The sequence below is a fragment of the Streptomyces sp. SudanB52_2052 genome (assembly GCF_964272415.1).
Lineage (GTDB): Bacteria > Actinomycetota > Actinomycetes > Streptomycetales > Streptomycetaceae > Streptomyces > Streptomyces olindensis.
In genome coordinates this window covers 2,515,645-2,532,599 of sequence record NZ_OZ186796.1, presented here as the reverse complement: position 1 = coordinate 2,532,599, position 16,955 = coordinate 2,515,645, and the positions used below count along the sequence as shown (strand labels likewise).

Here is a 16,955-nt window from a genome sequence, read left to right as displayed (position 1 = left end):
GCACGCTCCGCCCCCTTCGGCTGAACGGACGCGCGAGGACTGGTGGGAGCGTCCGGTTTCGGGTACCAACGATCCAGTAGCACTGATCGGTAACGTACGGTCCTCAACATCACTAGATGCGGCGAGGTGACCCTCATGTCCGCTTCCACCCCCTCTTCCCGTCCCGCCGTCACCGAGCGGGAGGCCCGTGAGGTGGCGGAGGCCGCCCGGGAACAGCACTGGCGCAAGCCCAGCTTCGCCAAGGAGCTGTTCCTCGGCCGCTTCCGGCTCGACCTCATCCACCCCCACCCCGTCCCCGACGACGAGGCCGCCCAGCGCGGCGAGGAGTTCCTCGCCAAGCTCCGCGACTTCGTCGAGACGAAGGTCGACCCGGCCCGGATCGAGCGCGACGCCCGGATCCCCGACGAGGTGATCGACGGCCTGAAGGAGCTCGGCGCCTTCGGCATGAAGATCGACACCAGGTACGGCGGTCTCGGCCTCACGCAGGTGTACTACAACAAGGCGCTCTCCCTGGCCGGCTCCGCCAGCCCCGCGATCGGCGTGCTGCTCTCCGCCCACCAGTCGATCGGCGTACCCCAGCCGCTGAAGCTGTTCGGCACGCAGGAGCAGAAGGAACGCTTCCTGCCGCGCTGCGCCCGCACGGACATCAGCGCCTTCCTGCTCACCGAGCCCGACGTCGGCTCCGACCCGGCCCGCCTCGCCACCAGCGCCGTGCCCGACGGGGACGACTACGTCCTCGACGGCGTGAAGCTGTGGACCACCAACGGCGTGGTCGCCGACCTGCTGGTGGTCATGGCCCGGGTGCCGAAGTCCGAGGGCCACCGGGGCGGCATCACCGCCTTCGTCGTGGAGACGAACTCGCCGGGCGTCACCGTCGAGAACCGCAACGCCTTCATGGGCCTGCGCGGCATCGAGAACGGCGTCACCCGCTTCCACCAGGTCCGCGTCCCCGCCGCGAACCGGGTCGGCGAGGAGGGCCAGGGCCTGAAGATCGCCCTGACCACCCTCAACACCGGGCGGCTGTCCCTGCCCGCGTCCTGCGTCGCGGCCGGCAAGTGGTGCCTGAAGATCGCCCGCGAGTGGTCGGCGGCCCGCGAGCAGTGGGGCAAACCCGTCGCGCACCACGAGGCGGTCGGCTCCAAGATCTCCTTCATCGCGGCCACCACCTTCGCCCTGGAGGCCGTGACCGACCTGGCCTCGCAGATGGCCGACGAGGACCGCAACGACATCCGCATCGAAGGCGCCCTGGCCAAGCTGTACGCCTCCGAGATGGCCTGGACGATGGCCGACGAACTCGTCCAGATCCGCGGCGGCCGCGGCTTCGAGACGGCCGAGTCCCTGCGGGCCCGCGGCGAACGCGGCGTCCCCGCCGAGCAACTGCTGCGCGACCTGCGCATCAACCGCATCTTCGAGGGCTCGACGGAGATCATGCACCTCCTCATCGCCCGCGAGGCCGTCGACGCCCACCTCTCCGTCGCCGGCGATCTCATCGACCCCGAGAAGTCCCTCGGCGACAAGGCCAGGGCCGGCGCGAACGCGGGCGCCTTCTACGCCAAGTGGCTCCCGAAGCTGGTGGCGGGCCCGGGCCAGCTCCCCACCTCCTACGGCGAGTTCAAGCGCGAGGTGGACCTCTCGGCCCACCTGCGCTACGTCGAGCGCACCGCCCGCAAGCTCGCCCGCTCCACGTTCTACGCCATGTCCCGCTGGCAGGGCCGCATGGAGTCCAAGCAGGGCTTCCTCGGCCGGATCGTGGACATCGGCGCCGAACTGTTCGCCATGAGCGCGGCCTGCGTACGGGCCGAACTCCTGCGCGGCCAGGGCGAGAACGGCCGCGAGGCCTACCAGCTCGCCGACGTCTTCTGCCGCCAGGCCCGCATCCGGATCGAAGAGCTCTTCACCCGCCTGTGGACCAACACCGACGACCTAGACCGCACGGTCGTCAAGGGCGTCCTGTCCGGCACCTACGCGTGGCTGGAGCGGGGCATCGTCGACCCCTCGGGCGAGGGCCCCTGGATCGCGGACGCGACACCGGGACCGTCGCAGAAGGAGAACGTCCACCGGCCGATCCGGTAGCCCGGCCCCCTGGGGGCCCGAGCCGCTGCGGCGCGCGCCCCCAGGAAGGGGACGCGCTGTCCTCACACACGATGCTTACAGCAACAATGGAGGAATGAGCGACAGTCCAGCCCCCTCAGGGCGCGGGCCGCAAGCCCCGTCTGCCCCGCGACGCCATGCACGCACTCTCGCCGCACCGGGCGCCGACCCGAGTACGTCCAGTACACGGGTCGACGCCCGGCACGCCGAGAGCACGCTCCCCCAAGGCCTCGGCTTCGCTCGAGCAGGGGGGACCCCCATGACGCCGCAGGGCCCGCCCTCCGGGCGGACGACGGTGCTTGCGGCCCGCGCCCTGGCCGACCCGCACCTCGTCTACGACCCCGTAACGGGCGACGGCCCCAAGGACGTGGTGATCCTCGGCTCCACCGGGTCCATCGGCACCCAGGCCATCGACCTCGTGCTGCGCAACCCCGACCGGTTCCGGGTCACCGGCCTCTCGGCCAACGGCGGCCGGGTCGCCCTCCTCGCCGAGCAGGCCCACCGGCTGCGCGCGGCCACGGTCGCCGTGGCCCGCGAGGACGTCGTACCGGCCCTGCGCGAGGCGCTCACCGCGCAGTACGGCACCGGCGAGCCGCTCCCCGAGATCCTCGCCGGCCCGGACGCGGCCACGCAGCTCGCGGCGTCCGACTGCCACACCGTCCTGAACGGCATCACCGGCTCCATCGGACTCGCCCCGACCCTCGCCGCCCTGGAGGCGGGCCGCACCCTCGCGCTCGCCAACAAGGAGTCGCTCATCGTGGGCGGCCCGCTGGTCAAGGCCCTTGCCAGGCCCGGGCAGATCATCCCGGTCGACTCCGAGCACGCCGCCCTCTTCCAGGCCCTGGCCGCCGGCACCCGCGCCGACGTCCGCAAGCTGGTCGTCACCGCCTCCGGCGGCCCCTTCCGCGGCCGGACCAAGGAGGAGCTGGCGAACGTCACCGTCGAGGACGCCCTCGCGCACCCCACCTGGGCCATGGGCCCGGTCATCACGATCAACTCCGCGACCCTCGTCAACAAGGGCCTGGAGGTCATCGAGGCGCACCTCCTCTACGACATTCCCTTCGACCGCATTGAGGTCGTCGTGCATCCCCAGTCGTATGTCCACTCGATGGTTGAGTTCACGGATGGATCGACACTGGCCCAGGCGACCCCACCCGACATGCGCGGGCCCATCGCCATCGGCCTCGGCTGGCCCGAGCGCGTCCCCGACGCCGCCCCCACCTTCGACTGGAGCAAGGCCTCGACCTGGGAGTTCTTCCCGCTCGACGACGAGGCCTTCCCCTCGGTGAACCTCGCCCGGCACGTCGGCGAGCTCGCGGGCACCGCCCCGGCGGTGTTCAATGCGGCCAACGAGGAGTGCGTGGAGGCGTTCCGCCAGGGCGCACTGCCGTTCAACGGGATCATGGAGACCGTCACCCGGGTCGTCGAGGAGCACGGCACCCCGCGTACGGGAACCTCACTCACCGTGTCGGACGTCCTCGAAGCGGAGACCTGGGCGCGGACCCGGGCCCGGCAACTGGCGGCACAGACGGCGGAGGCCCGTGCATGACGACCCTGATGTTCATCCTCGGCATAGGTCTCTTCGTGGTCGGCCTGCTGTTCTCGATCGCGTGGCACGAGCTGGGGCACCTGTCCACGGCCAAGCTCTTCGGCATCCGCGTGCCGCAGTACATGGTCGGCTTCGGCCCGACGCTCTTCTCGCGCAAGAGGGGCGAGACCGAGTACGGCATCAAGGCCATCCCGTTCGGCGGCTACATCCGCATGATCGGGATGTTCCCGCCCGGCGCCGACGGCCGGCTGGAGGTCCGCTCCACCTCCCCGTGGCGCGGCATGATCGAGGACGCCCGCTCGGCCGCGTACGAGGAGCTCCGGCCGGGCGACGAGAACCGCATGTTCTACACGCGCGCCCCCTGGAAGCGCGTGATCGTCATGTTCGCCGGCCCCTTCATGAACCTGGTCCTGGCGGTGGCGCTGTTCCTCACCGTCCTGATGGGCTTCGGCATCACCCAGCAGACCACCTCGGTCAGCTCGGTCTCCCAGTGCGTCATCGCGCAGAGCGAGAACCGCGACAAGTGCGAGAAGGGCGACCCGGCCAGCCCGGCCGCCGCGGCGGGCCTCAAGGCCGGCGACAAGATCGTCTCCTTCGACGGCGTGCGGACCGACGACTGGAACGAGCTGTCCGACCTGATCCGCTCCAGCCCCGGCAAGGAGGTGCCGATCGTCGTCGAGCGGGGCGGCCAGGACGTCACCCTGCACGCGAAGATCGCCACCAACCAGGTCGCCAAGAAGGACGCGAGCGGCCAGATCGTCGACGGCCAGTACGTCCAGGCCGGTTTCCTCGGCTTCAGCGCCGCCACCGGCGTGGTCAAGCAGGACTTCGGCGAGTCCGTGACCTGGATGGGCGACCGGATCGGCGAGGCCGTCGACTCCCTCGCCGCCCTGCCCGGCAAGGTCCCGGCCCTGTGGAACGCGGCCTTCGACGGCGCCCCGCGCGAGGCCGACTCCCCGATGGGCGTGGTCGGCGCGGCCCGCGTCGGCGGCGAGATCTTCACCCTCGACATCCCGCCCACCCAGCAGCTGGCCATGGCCCTCATGCTGGTCGCCGGCTTCAACCTCTCCCTGTTCCTGTTCAACATGCTCCCGCTGCTGCCGCTCGACGGCGGCCACATCGCGGGCGCCCTGTGGGAGTCGCTGCGCCGCAACACGGCCAAGGTGCTGCGCCGGCCCGACCCGGGCCCCTTCGACGTGGCGAAGCTCATGCCCGTCGCGTACGTGGTCGCCGGGATCTTCATCTGCTTCACGATCCTGGTGCTGATCGCGGACGTGGTTAACCCGGTGAGAATCTCCTAGTCATACGGAGTTCGAGGCGGCTCGGCATACTGTGTGCCGGGCCGCCTCCCATCGGGTGGCAGCGCGGGCGGGATGTGCCCGCGCAGGGGCATGTGCCGTAATCTCGAAGCTCGGAGCCCGCTGCTCACGGGACCGGACCTTGATCCACGACTTGGGGTTGCACAGCAGATGACTGCGATTTCTCTCGGCATGCCGTCCGTTCCGACCAAGCTCGCCGAGCGCCGGAAGAGCCGCCAGATCCAGGTCGGGTCCGTGGCCGTCGGCGGAGACGCCCCCGTCTCGGTGCAGTCGATGACCACCACCCGTACCTCCGACATCGGCGCCACGCTCCAGCAGATCGCGGAACTGACCGCCTCCGGCTGCCAGATCGTCCGCGTCGCCTGCCCGACCCAGGACGACGCCGACGCCCTCGCCACCATCGCCCGCAAGTCGCAGATCCCGGTCATCGCCGACATCCACTTCCAGCCGAAGTACGTCTTCGCCGCGATCGAGGCCGGCTGCGCCGCGGTCCGCGTCAACCCCGGCAACATCAAGCAGTTCGACGACAAGGTCAAGGAGATCGCCAAGGCGGCCCGCGACCACGGCACCCCGATCCGCATCGGCGTCAACGCCGGCTCCCTCGACAAGCGCCTGCTGCAGAAGTACGGCAAGGCGACCCCCGAGGCCCTGGTCGAGTCGGCCCTGTGGGAGGCGTCCCTCTTCGAGGAGCACGACTTCCGGGACATCAAGATCTCCGTCAAGCACAACGACCCGGTCATCATGATCGAGGCCTACAAGCAGCTCGCCGAGCAGTGCGACTACCCGCTGCACCTCGGCGTCACCGAGGCGGGCCCCGCCTTCCAGGGCACGATCAAGTCGGCGGTCGCCTTCGGCGCCCTGCTCTCCCAGGGCATCGGCGACACGATCCGGGTCTCCCTGAGCGCGCCCCCCGCCGAGGAGGTAAAGGTCGGCATCCAGATCCTGGAGTCCCTCAACCTCCGCCAGCGCGGCCTGGAGATCGTCTCCTGCCCGTCCTGCGGCCGCGCCCAGGTCGACGTCTACAAGCTCGCCGAAGAGGTCACCGCCGGCCTCACGGGCATGGACGTCCCGCTCCGCGTCGCCGTCATGGGCTGCGTCGTCAACGGCCCCGGCGAGGCCCGCGAGGCCGACCTCGGCGTCGCCTCCGGCAACGGCAAGGGCCAGATCTTCGTCAAGGGCGAGGTCATCAAGACCGTCCCCGAGTCCAAGATCGTGGAGACCCTCATCGAGGAGGCCATGAAGCTGGCCGAGCAGATGGAGGCGGACGGCGTCGCTTCCGGCGAGCCGTCGGTGGCGGTCGCGGGCTGAGCATCCCAGGACTGGCGGTTTCCCGGCGCCCCGTCTTTCAGGGGCGCGGGGAACTGCGCGCCCAGCCACATCGGACCCGCACCCGCCGCCGGACCGTTCCCCCCCGAGTTCCCAGGCGCCCCGCCCAAGCAGCGCAGCTATAGTGCGGAGACCAAGCCGACCCCAGTGTGTGAGGCCCCGCACGTGTTGACGCAGACCACCTCACGGGTCCTCGAACCGAGCGACCTGGACGCCGCGCTCGCCGTCCTCGACCGCGAGCCGGTCGCGAACGCCTTCGTGACGTCCCGGGTGCAGATCGCCGGTCTCGACCCGTGGCGGCTCGGCGGCGAGATGTGGGGCTGGTACGAGGACGGCATGCTGACGTCCCTGTGCTACGCGGGCGCCAACCTGGTCCCGATCTGCGCCGGCCCGCGCGCGATCCGGGCCTTCGCCGACCGCGCCCGCCGGGCCGGCCGCCGCTGCTCCTCCATCGTCGGACCCTCGGGCGCCACCGCCGACCTGTGGCGCCTGCTGGAACCCCACTGGGGCCCGGCCCGCGAGGTCCGCCGCCACCAGCCGCTCATGGTCACCGACCGTCTGCCGGCCGACATCGCCCCGGATCCCTACGTCCGCCGCGTCCGCAAGGACGAGATGGAGACGATCATGCCGGCGTGCGTGGCGATGTTCACCGAGGAGGTCGGCGTCTCCCCGCTGGCCGGCGACGGCGGACTCCTCTACCAGGCCCGCGTCGCCGAACTCGTCGGCTCCGGCCGCGCCTTCGCCCGCTTCGACGCCGACGGCAAGGTCGCCTTCAAGGCCGAGATCGGCGCCGCGACGGACCGCGCCTGCCAGATACAGGGCGTGTGGGTGGCCCCCGAATACCGGGGGACCGGTCTGGCGGCCCCCGGCATGGCGGCCGTGCTGCGCTACGCCCTGGCCGACGTCGCCCCCGTCGTCAGCCTCTACGTCAACGACTTCAACACGGCGGCCCGCAGGACGTACCAGAGGGTGGGCTTCCAAGAGGTCGGCGCCTTCATGAGCGTGCTGTTCTGACAACGGGAAGCCCCCTGTAGGCTCCCCGCCATGGACCTGGTGATCGGCCCCCTCGACCTCCCCGCCCACGTCGACGAGGCACTGGAAGTCCAAGCCGTGGCATTCGGCCTCGGTCCCGACGAAGTCGCCGTCCGCCGCCAGATCGTCCTCCGCCACATGACCTACCCGGGCGCTCGTGCCCTCGGCGCGACCGTCGGCGGCACCCTCGTGGGTTTCGTCTACGGCATGCCCAACGACCGCACCCACTGGTGGTCCACCGTCGTCGAGCCCTACCTCCGGGCCCAGGGCCGCGACCACTGGCTCGACGACTCCTTCGTGATCACCGAGCTGCACGTCCACCCCGCCCACCAGAACCGCGGCATCGGCCGCTCCCTGATCACCACCATCACCGACGGCGCCGCCGAACCCCGCTCGATCCTCTCCGCGATCGACACCGAGAGCCCCGCCCGCGCCCTCTACCGCTCCCTCGGCTACCAGGACCTGGCCCGCCAGGTGCTCTTCCCGAGCGCGCCGAAGCCGTACGCGGTGATGGGCGCCCCGCTCCCGCTGCGCCGCCGTTAACCGATTTCCGACGCCCGGCGCCCCCCGGATAACCTCCTGCCATCACCCTCCCCCACTCTCGGCTTCGCTCGAGCGGGGGGACCCCCAGCAGCAGGAGCAGAACCATGGCGAACGCACCGGTCCAGCGCATGTCCCAGTTGATGGCGAAGACGTTGCGCGACGACCCGGCCGACGCCGAGGTCCTCAGCCACAAGCTCCTCGTCCGCGCCGGGTACGTGCGCCGCACCGCCGCCGGCATCTGGAGCTGGCTGCCGCTCGGCAAGAAGGTGCTCGCCAACGTCGAGCGGATCGTCCGCGAGGAGATGGACGCCATCGGCGCCCAGGAGGTGCTGCTCCCCGCCATCCTGCCGCGTGAGCCCTACGACGCCACCGGCCGCTGGGACGAGTACGGTCCGGAGCTGTTCCGTCTCCAGGACCGCAAGGGCGGCGACTACCTCCTCGGCCCCACCCACGAGGAGATCTTCACCCTGCTGGTGAAGGACCAGGCGTCCTCCTACAAGGACCTGCCCGTGATCCTCTACCAGATCCAGAACAAGTACCGCGACGAGGCCCGGCCCCGCGCCGGCATCCTGCGCGGCCGCGAGTTCCTGATGAAGGACTCCTACTCCTTCGACACCGAGGACGAGGGCCTCGCGCAGTCCTACGCCCTGCACCGCGAGGCCTACCAGCGGATCTTCGCCCGGCTCGGCCTTGACTACCGCATCTGCGCCGCGACCGCCGGCGCGATGGGCGGCTCCAAGTCCGAGGAGTTCCTCGCCCCGGCCGAGGCCGGCGAGGACACCTTCGCCGACTGCCCGAACTGCGACTTCGCCGCCAACACCGAGGCGATCACGTACGAGCTGCAGCCCGTCGACGCCGCGGACGTCCCGGCCGCCGAGGACATCCCCACCCCGGACACCCCCACCATCGAGACCCTCGCCGCCTCCCTCGGCGTCCCCGCCTCGGCCACGCTGAAGAACCTCCTCGTGAAGGTCGACGGCGAGATCGTCGCCGTCGGCGTCCCCGGGGACCGCGAGGTCGACATGGACAAGGTCGAGGCGCACTTCGCCCCGGCCACCGTCGAACTGGTCACCGAGACCGACTTCGCGGCCCGCCCCGACCTGGTCCGCGGCTACGTCGGACCGCAGGGCCTGGACAAGGTCACCTACCTCGCCGACCCGCGCGTCGCCCCGGGCACCTCCTGGATCACCGGAGCGAACAAGGCCGGCACGCACACCAAGAACGTCGTCGCGGGCCGTGACTTCGAGGTCGACAGTTACGTCGACGTCGTGGTCGTGCAGGAGGGCGACCCCTGCCCGAAGTGCGGAACGGGCCTCGTCCTCGACCGCGCCATCGAGATCGGCCACATCTTCCAGCTGGGCCGCAAGTACGCCGACGCCCTCAAGCTCGACGTCCTCGGCCAGCACGGCAAGCCGGTCCGCGTCACCATGGGCTCCTACGGCATCGGCGTCTCCCGCGCGGTCGCCGCCCTCGCCGAGCAGAGCGCCGACGACAAGGGCCTGTGCTGGCCCAAGGAGGTCGCCCCGGCCGACGTCCACGTGGTCGCCGCCGGCAAGGCCCTGCAGACGGAACTGGCCCTCGACATCTCCGGCAAGCTGGCCGCGGCCGGTGTCCGCGTCCTGGTCGACGACCGCGCCGGCGTCTCCCCGGGCGTCAAGTTCACGGACTCCGAGCTGATCGGCGTCCCGCAGATCCTGGTCGCCGGCCGCCGCGCCGCCGAGGGCGTCGTGGAGCTCAAGGATCGCCGCACCGGCGAGCGCGAGGAACTGACGGTCGAGGAGGCCGTGGCCCGCCTCACCGCGTAAGGCCGACAGCGCGGGACGAGTGAGCGCTCCGGGCGACCGGGGCGCTCACAGCCAGCCCGCGAACTCCAGCAGCAGCTCCGCGTCCCGGGGCCGCCCCACCCGTCCCGCCCGCACACCCGACTCCACGGCCCGGAACAGCGTCCAGCCGCGCAGCCGCTCCTGGTCCACGTCCAGGGACTCGGCCAGCCGCTTCACCCGGCGCCGGGTCGTCGCCGCGCCGGACGGCTGGGCGATCAGGTCCTCCACCCGGTCACGGACCAGCCGGGCCAGGTCGAACGCGCATTCGCCGACCACCGGGTCGGGCCCCACGGCCAGCCACGGCATCCGCTCCCCGGCGAGCACCTTGCTCTGCCGGAACGTGCCGTGCAGCAGCCGGTGTTCGGGCGGAGCGGCCAGCAGCTCCGCGCGCGCCGCAAGTGCCAGGTCGACCAGCGGGGCCACCTCGGGATCGGCCTGCGCCCGGGCCCGCATCGCCTCGGCCTGCCGACCGGTCCGCTCGGCCACCGTCTCGAAGGGAAAGTCGGCGGGCGGCTCGACCCACAGCCGCCGCAGCGTCCCCGCCGCCTCCAGCAGTGCCTTCGCCTCCGGCAGGGACCGCACCGACACGTCCGGGTGCAGCCGCTCCAGCAGCAGCACACCCTCGGTCGGAAGGCCGGGTTCCAGCAGCTGTACGGCGCCCCGCCCGGCCCAGTGCGCGAGCGCGGCCCGCTCCGCCTCCGGCCGGGCCCGCCCCGGCGCCAGTTTCAGCACCGCGGGCGTCCCGTCGGCCGTCCGCACCAGCACGACCAGGCTGCTGCGCCCGCCCGGCACCTGCACCCGCTCCACGGTCAACTCGCGTAGCGCGACGGCACGCTGCGCCGCCTCGGGCAGCCTCGCCAGCCAGTCGTCACCGTCCGGCGCCGTCTCACCGAGCGCCCTGACCAGGCGCTGCGGCGGTTCGAAAACCATGCGCGAGTCGTTCCCTTCGTGCTGTCCGCGGTGCGTGCCCTGCGGGTCACGCCGTCGGCGCCGCCGAGGGCGGGGCCGTGCCGGCCCGCTCGGCGAGCCCAGGGAAGGCTACGCTCTCCCCGCGCCAGCGCACCGCCCGCACCGCCGCCTCCCGCAGCGCCTCGACGGCCAGGGCCCGCCGCCCGCCGCCCGCCGCGCGCACCAGGTCGGAGTACACCCCGGCCACCCGGTCCTCCAGCTCGGCGGCGAGCCGCACGGCCGCGGCCGCGTCCGGCACCGGGAACGGCAGCGCGTACCCGGCGGCCGCCGCCACGGGCCTGCCCCCCAGGTCCTTCACCTCGCGCACCAGCGCGTCCCGGCGCGCCCGGTGCGCGTCGTACGCCGTCCGTGCCTCGACGCGCTGCCCCTCGCCGATCTTCCCGCCGACGACCCCGTACCCGTAGACCGCCGCGTGCTCGGCCGCCAGGGCCGCCTGGAGGGCCCGCAGCTCCCGGTCCTTCGCCTCGCTCACGCGTCCCCCTCCGTCAGCAGATACACGTGCGCCGCCCCGGCCGCCGCCGCCGACGCCAGCAGCCGCGCCAGCTCGCCCGGCACCCCGAGCAGCTCCTTGGACCGCCGGTCGGCGAGCTCGCGCTCCGCGGCGGCGAGACCGGCCAGGGCGTCCTCGTCGTTCCCCGGCACAGCGGCCGTCGGCGAGGACGACGGCGCGATCGAGCCCGACACCGAGGGGGACGCTTTCCGGCCACCCCCGAACGCCTGCGCGTGCCGTACGACGTTCTCCCGCAGCGGTCCCAGGCGCCCCGCGAGCCCCGGCCGGGCGGCGATCACCGCGTCGTACCGCTCCAGCAGCCCCTCGCTGTCCCGCGCCGCACGCGCGCGTGCCCGCCGCTCCGCCGCCGACGGGCCGTCGCCCGGGTCGGCCGGGTCCCCGCCGCCGGCGGTGCAGCCCGCCAGGGCGACGGCCGCCGGGCCGAGGGCGAGCAGACTCCTTCTGCGCGGTCCCGAGCGGGCGCGCGGCGATGGGGGGAACGGCACGTCAGACGTCCTCGGGGGCTCGGTGCGAGAAAGTAGCGCATGGCAGGGCTGCACGCCCGTGATCACGGTACCCGGGCCGTCGCCCCGGACCACTCAGCGGCACCGTTCGTGACCGGGTGGACGGCAACACTCCCCGCGACCGGATACCCTTTGACCAGACACGCGACCCATCCCACAACAGCACACGCGGCCGAGGAGTCACCCGGATGAGCACCACCCAGAGCGAGAGGCTGCGAGAACTGCTGGAACCGCTCGTCACCTCCCAGGGCCTGGATCTCGAAGAGATCGAAGTGGACTCCGTCGGCCGCAAGCGTGTGCTGCGCGTCGTCGTCGACTCGGACACCGGTGCGGACCTGGACCAGATCGCCGATGTGAGCCGCGCGCTCTCGGCGAAGCTCGACGAGACGGACGCGATGGGCGAGGGGGAGTACACCCTCGAGGTCGGCACCCCGGGCGCGGAGCGCCTCCTCACGGAACACCGGCACTACGTCCGCGCCACGGACCGGCTGGTGAGGTTCCAGCTGGCCGAGGGCGGCGAGCTCGTCGCCAGGATCCTGAAGGTCGACGACGACGGCGTCGACACCGAGGTGCCCGGGGTCAAGGGCCGCAAGGCCACCGCGCGCAGACTCGCCTTCGACGACATCGTCCGGGCTCGTGTCCAGGTCGAGTTCAGCCGCAAGGACAACAAGAAGGAAGAGGAGGCGTAGCCGTGGACATCGACATGAGTGCCCTGCGGGGCTTGGTTCGGGAGAAGGAGATCTCCTTCGACCTGCTGGTCGAGGCGATCGAGTCGGCCCTCCTCATCGCCTACCACCGCACCGAGGGAAGCCGCCGCCACGCGCGCGTGGAGCTCAACCGGGAGACCGGCCATGTGACCGTGTGGGCGAAGGAGGACCCCGACGACGTCGAGGAGGGCCAGGAGCCCCGCGAGTTCGACGACACCCCGTCCGGTTTCGGCCGTATCGCCGCCACCACGGCCAAGCAGGTCATCCTGCAGCGCCTGCGCGACGCCGAGGACGACGCGACGCTCGGCGAGTACGCCGGCCGTGAGGGCGACATCGTCACCGGCGTGGTCCAGCAGGGCCGCGACCCGAAGAACGTGCTCGTGGACATCGGCAAGCTGGAGGCCATCCTGCCGGTGCAGGAGCAGGTGCCGGGCGAGACCTACCCGCACGGCATGCGGCTGCGCTCGTACGTCGTCCGGGTCGCCAAGGGCGTCCGCGGCCCGTCCGTGACGCTGTCGCGCACGCACCCCAACCTGGTGAAGAAGCTCTTCGCCCTGGAGGTGCCGGAGATCGCCGACGGCTCCGTGGAGATCGCCGCGATCGCCCGTGAGGCCGGTCACCGCACGAAGATCGCCGTCCGGTCCACCCGGTCGGGTCTGAACGCCAAGGGCGCCTGCATCGGCCCCATGGGCGGCCGGGTCCGCAACGTGATGGGCGAGCTGAACGGTGAGAAGATCGACATCGTCGACTGGTCGGAGGACCCGGCCGAGATGGTGGCGAACGCGCTCTCCCCGGCCCGCGTCTCCAAGGTCGAGATCGTGGACATGTCGACCCGGTCCGCCCGGGTGACCGTCCCCGACTACCAGCTGTCCCTGGCCATCGGCAAGGAGGGCCAGAACGCCCGCCTCGCGGCCCGGCTGACCGGCTGGCGGATCGACATCCGCCCGGACACGGAACCCTCCGGGGAACAGGCCCGGGACCGCTTTGGGGAATAGATCCAAGCCGCCGGTCGTTCAGATCACGACAGGTTCATGCGCGGCAACTGTTCGAAACCTGCCCCACAGGGGTGAGGTGCGTACGGGGAGGTAGACTTAGCAGTGTCTGGCCGGACGCGCGCCCGCGCATGCCCTGAACGCACCTGTGTGGGGTGTCGGGAGCGAGCGGCCAAGGCCGAACTGCTGCGGATCGTGGCGATCAAGGACGCATGCGTCCCTGATCCTCGCGGTACGCTGCCCGGCCGGGGTGCGTACGTTCACCCCGCCCCGGTCTGTCTCGACCAGGCGGTACGCCGCCGGGCGTTCACGAGGGCACTGCGCGCCCCGGGAGCGCTCGACACAAAGGCGTTGCGCCGATACGTCGAGCAGACAACAGTTGCCGAGCAGGCAACACCGTAAGACGTGCCGCACGGAACCCCGTGTGGCTTAGGTACCTCGCGAGTCGAAAGCAGGTCGAGATTGCGATGAGCACTCGATGAGTACGCGATGAGTACGCCCATGAACTAGCGACGGTCCGGACGTAACCCGGACCTCAAAGGAGCGAAGTGGCTAAGGTCCGGGTCTACGAACTCGCCAAGGAGTTCGGTGTCGAGAGCAAGGTCGTCATGGCCAAGCTCCAGGAACTCGGTGAATTCGTCCGTTCGGCGTCTTCGACGATCGAAGCGCCCGTTGTACGCAAGCTGACCGACGCCTTCCAGGGTGGTGGCAACGGCAAGTCCGCCGCGAAGCCCGCCGCCCCCAAGAAGGCCGCCCCCCGTCCTGCGGCGCCCTCTCCGGCGCAGGCGGCCCGTCCGGCTGCCCCGAAGCCGCCGGCCGCCCCCAAGCCCGCGGCCCAGCAGCCGTCGGCCCCGTCGTCCCCCGCGCCGGCCCCCGGCCCGCGCCCGACGCCGGGTCCCAAGCCCGCGCCGCGTCCGGCTCCGGCCGCGCCCGAGTTCACCGCGCCCCCGTCGGCCCCGGCCCCGTCCGGTCCGAAGCCCGGCGGCGCGCGTCCCGGCGCCCCCAAGCCCGGCGGCGGCCGCCCCTCCGGCGGTCCCGGCCAGGGTCAGGGCGGCCAGGGCCGTCCCGGCGGTCAGGGCCCGCGTCCCGGCGCTCCGGCGCCGCGTCCGGGTGCCCGTCCGGCCGGTCCGCGCCCGGGCAACAACCCCTTCACCTCCGGTGGCTCCACCGGCATGGCGCGCCCGCAGGCGCCCCGTCCGCAGGGTGGTGCCCGTCCCGGCCCCGGCGGGCCCGGCGGCGGTCCTCGTCCCCAGGCGCCCGGCGCCCAGGGCGGCGGCGGTCCGCGTCCGCAGGCTCCGGGCGGCAACCGCCCGACCCCGGGCTCGATGCCGCGTCCGCAGGGCGGCGGCCCGCGTCCCGGCGGCGGCTCCGCCGGTCCCCGTCCGAACCCCGGCATGATGCCGCAGCGTCCCGCTGCCGGCCCGCGTCCCGGCCCCGGTGGGGGTCGTGGCCCGGGTGGTGCGGGTCGTCCCGGCGGTGCCGGTCGTCCCGGCGGCGGCGGCTTCGCCGGCCGTCCCGGCGGCGGTGGCGGTGCCGGTCGTCCCGGTGGCGGCGGCGGTTTCGCCGGTCGTCCCGGTGGCGGCGGTGGCGGCGGCTTCGGTGGCGGCGGTGGCCGTCCCGGCTTCGGCGGTCGTCCCGGTGGTCCGGGTGGCCGTGGTGGCACGCAGGGCGCCTTCGGCCGTCCCGGCGGTCCCGCGCGTCGTGGCCGCAAGTCGAAGCGGCAGAGGCGCCAGGAGTACGAGGCCATGCAGGCCCCGTCGGTCGGCGGCGTGATGCTGCCTCGCGGCAACGGCGAGACCGTTCGCCTGTCGCGCGGTGCCTCCCTCACCGACTTCGCGGAGAAGATCAACGCCAACCCGGCGTCGCTCGTCGCGGTCATGATGAACCTCGGCGAGATGGTCACGGCCACGCAGTCCGTCTCCGACGAGACACTCCAGCTCCTCGCCGACGAGATGAACTACACGGTTCAGATCGTCAGCCCGGAGGAGGAGGACCGCGAGCTGCTCGAGTCCTTCGACATCGAGTTCGGCGAGGACGAGGGCGACGAGGAGGACCTGGTGGTCCGCCCGCCGGTCGTCACCGTCATGGGTCACGTCGACCACGGTAAGACGCGACTGCTCGACGCCATCCGCAAGACGAACGTCATCGCGGGCGAGGCCGGCGGCATCACCCAGCACATCGGTGCCTACCAGGTCGCGACCGAGGTCAACGAAGAAGAGCGCAAGATCACCTTCATCGACACCCCGGGTCACGAGGCGTTCACCGCCATGCGTGCCCGTGGTGCCCGGTCGACCGACATCGCGATCCTGGTCGTCGCGGCCAACGACGGCGTCATGCCGCAGACGGTCGAGGCGCTCAACCACGCCAAGGCGGCCGACGTCCCGATCGTCGTCGCGGTCAACAAGATCGACGTCGAGGGCGCCGACCCGACCAAGGTGCGCGGTCAGCTCACCGAGTACGGGCTGGTGGCCGAGGAGTACGGCGGCGACACGATGTTCGTCGACATCTCCGCCAAGCAGGGTCTGCACATCGACTCCCTGCTGGAGGCCGTGATCCTCACGGCCGACGCCTCGCTCGACCTGCGTGCCAACCCGCACCAGGACGCGCAGGGCATCGCGATCGAGTCCCGTCTCGACCGCGGCCGCGGTGCCGTGTCGACGGTCCTCGTCCAGCGCGGCACGCTGCGGGTCGGCGACACCATGGTGGTCGGCGACGCGTACGGCCGAGTCCGGGCGATGCACGACGACAACGGCAACCTCGTCACCGAGGCGGGCCCGTCGACGCCGGTCCAGGTCCTGGGCCTGACCAACGTCCCGGGTGCGGGCGACAACTTCCTCGTGGTCGACGAGGACCGTACGGCCCGTCAGATCGCGGAGAAGCGAGCCGCCCGGGAGCGGAACGCCGCGTTCGCCAAGCGCACGCGCCGCGTGTCGCTGGAGGACCTGGACAAGGTGCTGAAGGCTGGCGAGGTCCAGCAGCTGAACCTGATCATCAAGGGCGACGCGTCCGGATCGGTCGAGGCTCTGGAGTCCTCCCTGCTCCAGCTGGACGTCGGCGAAGAGGTCGACATCCGCGTCCTGCACCGCGGCGTCGGTGCGGTCACGGAGTCCGACATCGACCTGGCCATGGGCTCCGACGCCATCGTCATCGGCTTCAACGTGCGCGCCGCCGGGCGTGCGCAGCAGATGGCCGAGCGCGAAGGCGTGGACGTCCGGTACTACTCGGTCATCTACCAGGCGATCGAGGAGATCGAGGCGGCCCTCAAGGGCATGCTCAAGCCGGAGTTCGAGGAGGTCGAGCTCGGTACGGCGGAGATCCGCGAGGTCTTCAAGTCGTCCAAGCTGGGCAACATCGCCGGTGTGCTCATCCGCTCCGGCGAGGTCAAGCGGAACACCAAGGCCCGCCTGCTGCGCGACGGCAAGGTCGTCGCGGAGAACCTCACCATCGAGGGCCTGCGTCGCTTCAAGGACGACGTCACCGAGATCCGCGAAGGGTTCGAGGGCGGTATCAACCTCGGCAACTTCAACGACATCAAGGTCGACGACGTCATCGCGACGTACGAGATGCGCGAGAAGCCGCGGGTGTGACAC

The 16,955-nt window shown here is 71.9% G+C and carries 14 protein-coding genes; 11 read left to right on the top strand and 3 right to left on the bottom strand.

Annotated features, from left to right (window positions below):
- Positions 1-135: 135 nt before the first annotated feature.
- The 7 genes from ACSUPV_RS10930 (at position 136) to ACSUPV_RS10900 (ending at position 9,665) form a co-directional block, all read left to right on the top strand.
- Positions 136-2,073: an acyl-CoA dehydrogenase family protein gene (locus tag ACSUPV_RS10930; RefSeq protein ID WP_037763771.1), complete on the top strand. Its 1,938-nt coding sequence runs from the start codon at positions 136-138 to the stop codon at positions 2,071-2,073.
- A gap of 277 nt (positions 2,074-2,350) precedes the next feature.
- Positions 2,351-3,640 (top strand): 1-deoxy-D-xylulose-5-phosphate reductoisomerase, encoded by a 1,290-nt coding sequence (gene dxr / locus ACSUPV_RS10925; RefSeq protein ID WP_436947394.1) that lies wholly within the window; start codon positions 2,351-2,353, stop codon positions 3,638-3,640.
- A gap of 8 nt (positions 3,641-3,648) precedes the next feature.
- A complete protein-coding gene (locus tag ACSUPV_RS10920; RefSeq protein WP_359793769.1) occupies positions 3,649-4,941 on the top strand; it encodes a M50 family metallopeptidase in 1,293 nt (430 codons plus the stop codon).
- A 168-nt stretch (positions 4,942-5,109) separates the two neighbouring features.
- Positions 5,110-6,267 (top strand): flavodoxin-dependent (E)-4-hydroxy-3-methylbut-2-enyl-diphosphate synthase, encoded by a 1,158-nt coding sequence (ispG, locus tag ACSUPV_RS10915; RefSeq protein ID WP_037763766.1) that lies wholly within the window; start codon positions 5,110-5,112, stop codon positions 6,265-6,267.
- Positions 6,268-6,450: 183 nt separating this feature from the next.
- A complete protein-coding gene (locus tag ACSUPV_RS10910) occupies positions 6,451-7,299 on the top strand; it encodes a GNAT family N-acetyltransferase (RefSeq protein WP_031118392.1) in 849 nt (282 codons plus the stop codon).
- 30 nt (positions 7,300-7,329) lie between these two features.
- Entirely contained in the window at positions 7,330-7,860 is a 531-nt protein-coding gene (locus ACSUPV_RS10905) for a GNAT family N-acetyltransferase (protein ID WP_031118391.1), read from the top strand.
- A gap of 104 nt (positions 7,861-7,964) precedes the next feature.
- Positions 7,965-9,665, top strand: coding sequence for a proline--tRNA ligase (locus tag ACSUPV_RS10900; RefSeq protein ID WP_436947393.1), 1,701 nt, complete (start codon positions 7,965-7,967; stop codon positions 9,663-9,665).
- Positions 9,666-9,710: 45 nt separating this feature from the next.
- Here ACSUPV_RS10900 and ACSUPV_RS10895 read toward each other — a convergent pair whose 3' ends face one another.
- From ACSUPV_RS10895 to ACSUPV_RS10885, 3 genes are read right to left on the bottom strand one after another with little or no spacing between them, the layout of a single operon-like run.
- On the bottom strand, positions 9,711-10,613 hold the full coding sequence (locus ACSUPV_RS10895; RefSeq protein WP_037763759.1) for an aminoglycoside phosphotransferase family protein: 903 nt from the start codon (positions 10,611-10,613) through the stop codon (positions 9,711-9,713).
- Positions 10,614-10,659: 46 nt separating this feature from the next.
- Positions 10,660-11,124: a ferritin-like domain-containing protein gene (locus tag ACSUPV_RS10890; protein WP_436947392.1), complete on the bottom strand. Its 465-nt coding sequence runs from the start codon at positions 11,122-11,124 to the stop codon at positions 10,660-10,662.
- Entirely contained in the window at positions 11,121-11,648 is a 528-nt protein-coding gene (locus ACSUPV_RS10885; RefSeq protein WP_382614785.1) for a hypothetical protein, read from the bottom strand. The genes ACSUPV_RS10890 and ACSUPV_RS10885 overlap by 4 nt, the downstream gene beginning before the upstream one ends.
- Before the next feature lie 206 nt (positions 11,649-11,854).
- Here ACSUPV_RS10885 and rimP point away from each other — a divergent pair, with 206 nt between their 5' ends.
- The 4 genes from rimP (at position 11,855) to infB (ending at position 16,952) form a co-directional block, all read left to right on the top strand.
- Positions 11,855-12,355, top strand: coding sequence for a ribosome maturation factor RimP (gene rimP, locus ACSUPV_RS10880; RefSeq protein WP_031118386.1), 501 nt, complete (start codon positions 11,855-11,857; stop codon positions 12,353-12,355).
- A gap of 2 nt (positions 12,356-12,357) precedes the next feature.
- Positions 12,358-13,368 (top strand): transcription termination factor NusA, encoded by a 1,011-nt coding sequence (gene nusA, locus ACSUPV_RS10875; RefSeq protein ID WP_382614783.1) that lies wholly within the window; start codon positions 12,358-12,360, stop codon positions 13,366-13,368.
- A gap of 102 nt (positions 13,369-13,470) precedes the next feature.
- Entirely contained in the window at positions 13,471-13,767 is a 297-nt protein-coding gene (locus tag ACSUPV_RS10870) for a YlxR family protein (RefSeq protein WP_359757337.1), read from the top strand.
- A 146-nt stretch (positions 13,768-13,913) separates the two neighbouring features.
- On the top strand, positions 13,914-16,952 hold the full coding sequence (infB, locus tag ACSUPV_RS10865; protein ID WP_382614781.1) for a translation initiation factor IF-2: 3,039 nt from the start codon (positions 13,914-13,916) through the stop codon (positions 16,950-16,952).
- Positions 16,953-16,955: the final 3 nt, after the last annotated feature.

Coding starts and splice junctions, on each gene's coding strand:
- ACSUPV_RS10930 (WP_037763771.1), top strand. CDS start 136: ATGTCCGCTTCCACCCCCTCTTCCCGTCCCGCCGTCACCGAGCGGGAG.
- dxr (WP_436947394.1), top strand. CDS start 2,351: ATGACGCCGCAGGGCCCGCCCTCCGGGCGGACGACGGTGCTTGCGGCC.
- ACSUPV_RS10920 (WP_359793769.1), top strand. CDS start 3,649: ATGTTCATCCTCGGCATAGGTCTCTTCGTGGTCGGCCTGCTGTTCTCG.
- ispG (WP_037763766.1), top strand. CDS start 5,110: ATGACTGCGATTTCTCTCGGCATGCCGTCCGTTCCGACCAAGCTCGCC.
- ACSUPV_RS10905 (WP_031118391.1), top strand. CDS start 7,330: ATGGACCTGGTGATCGGCCCCCTCGACCTCCCCGCCCACGTCGACGAG.
- rimP (WP_031118386.1), top strand. CDS start 11,855: ATGAGCACCACCCAGAGCGAGAGGCTGCGAGAACTGCTGGAACCGCTC.
- ACSUPV_RS10900 (WP_436947393.1), top strand. CDS start 7,965: ATGGCGAACGCACCGGTCCAGCGCATGTCCCAGTTGATGGCGAAGACG.
- ACSUPV_RS10895 (WP_037763759.1), bottom strand. CDS start 10,613: ATGGTTTTCGAACCGCCGCAGCGCCTGGTCAGGGCGCTCGGTGAGACG.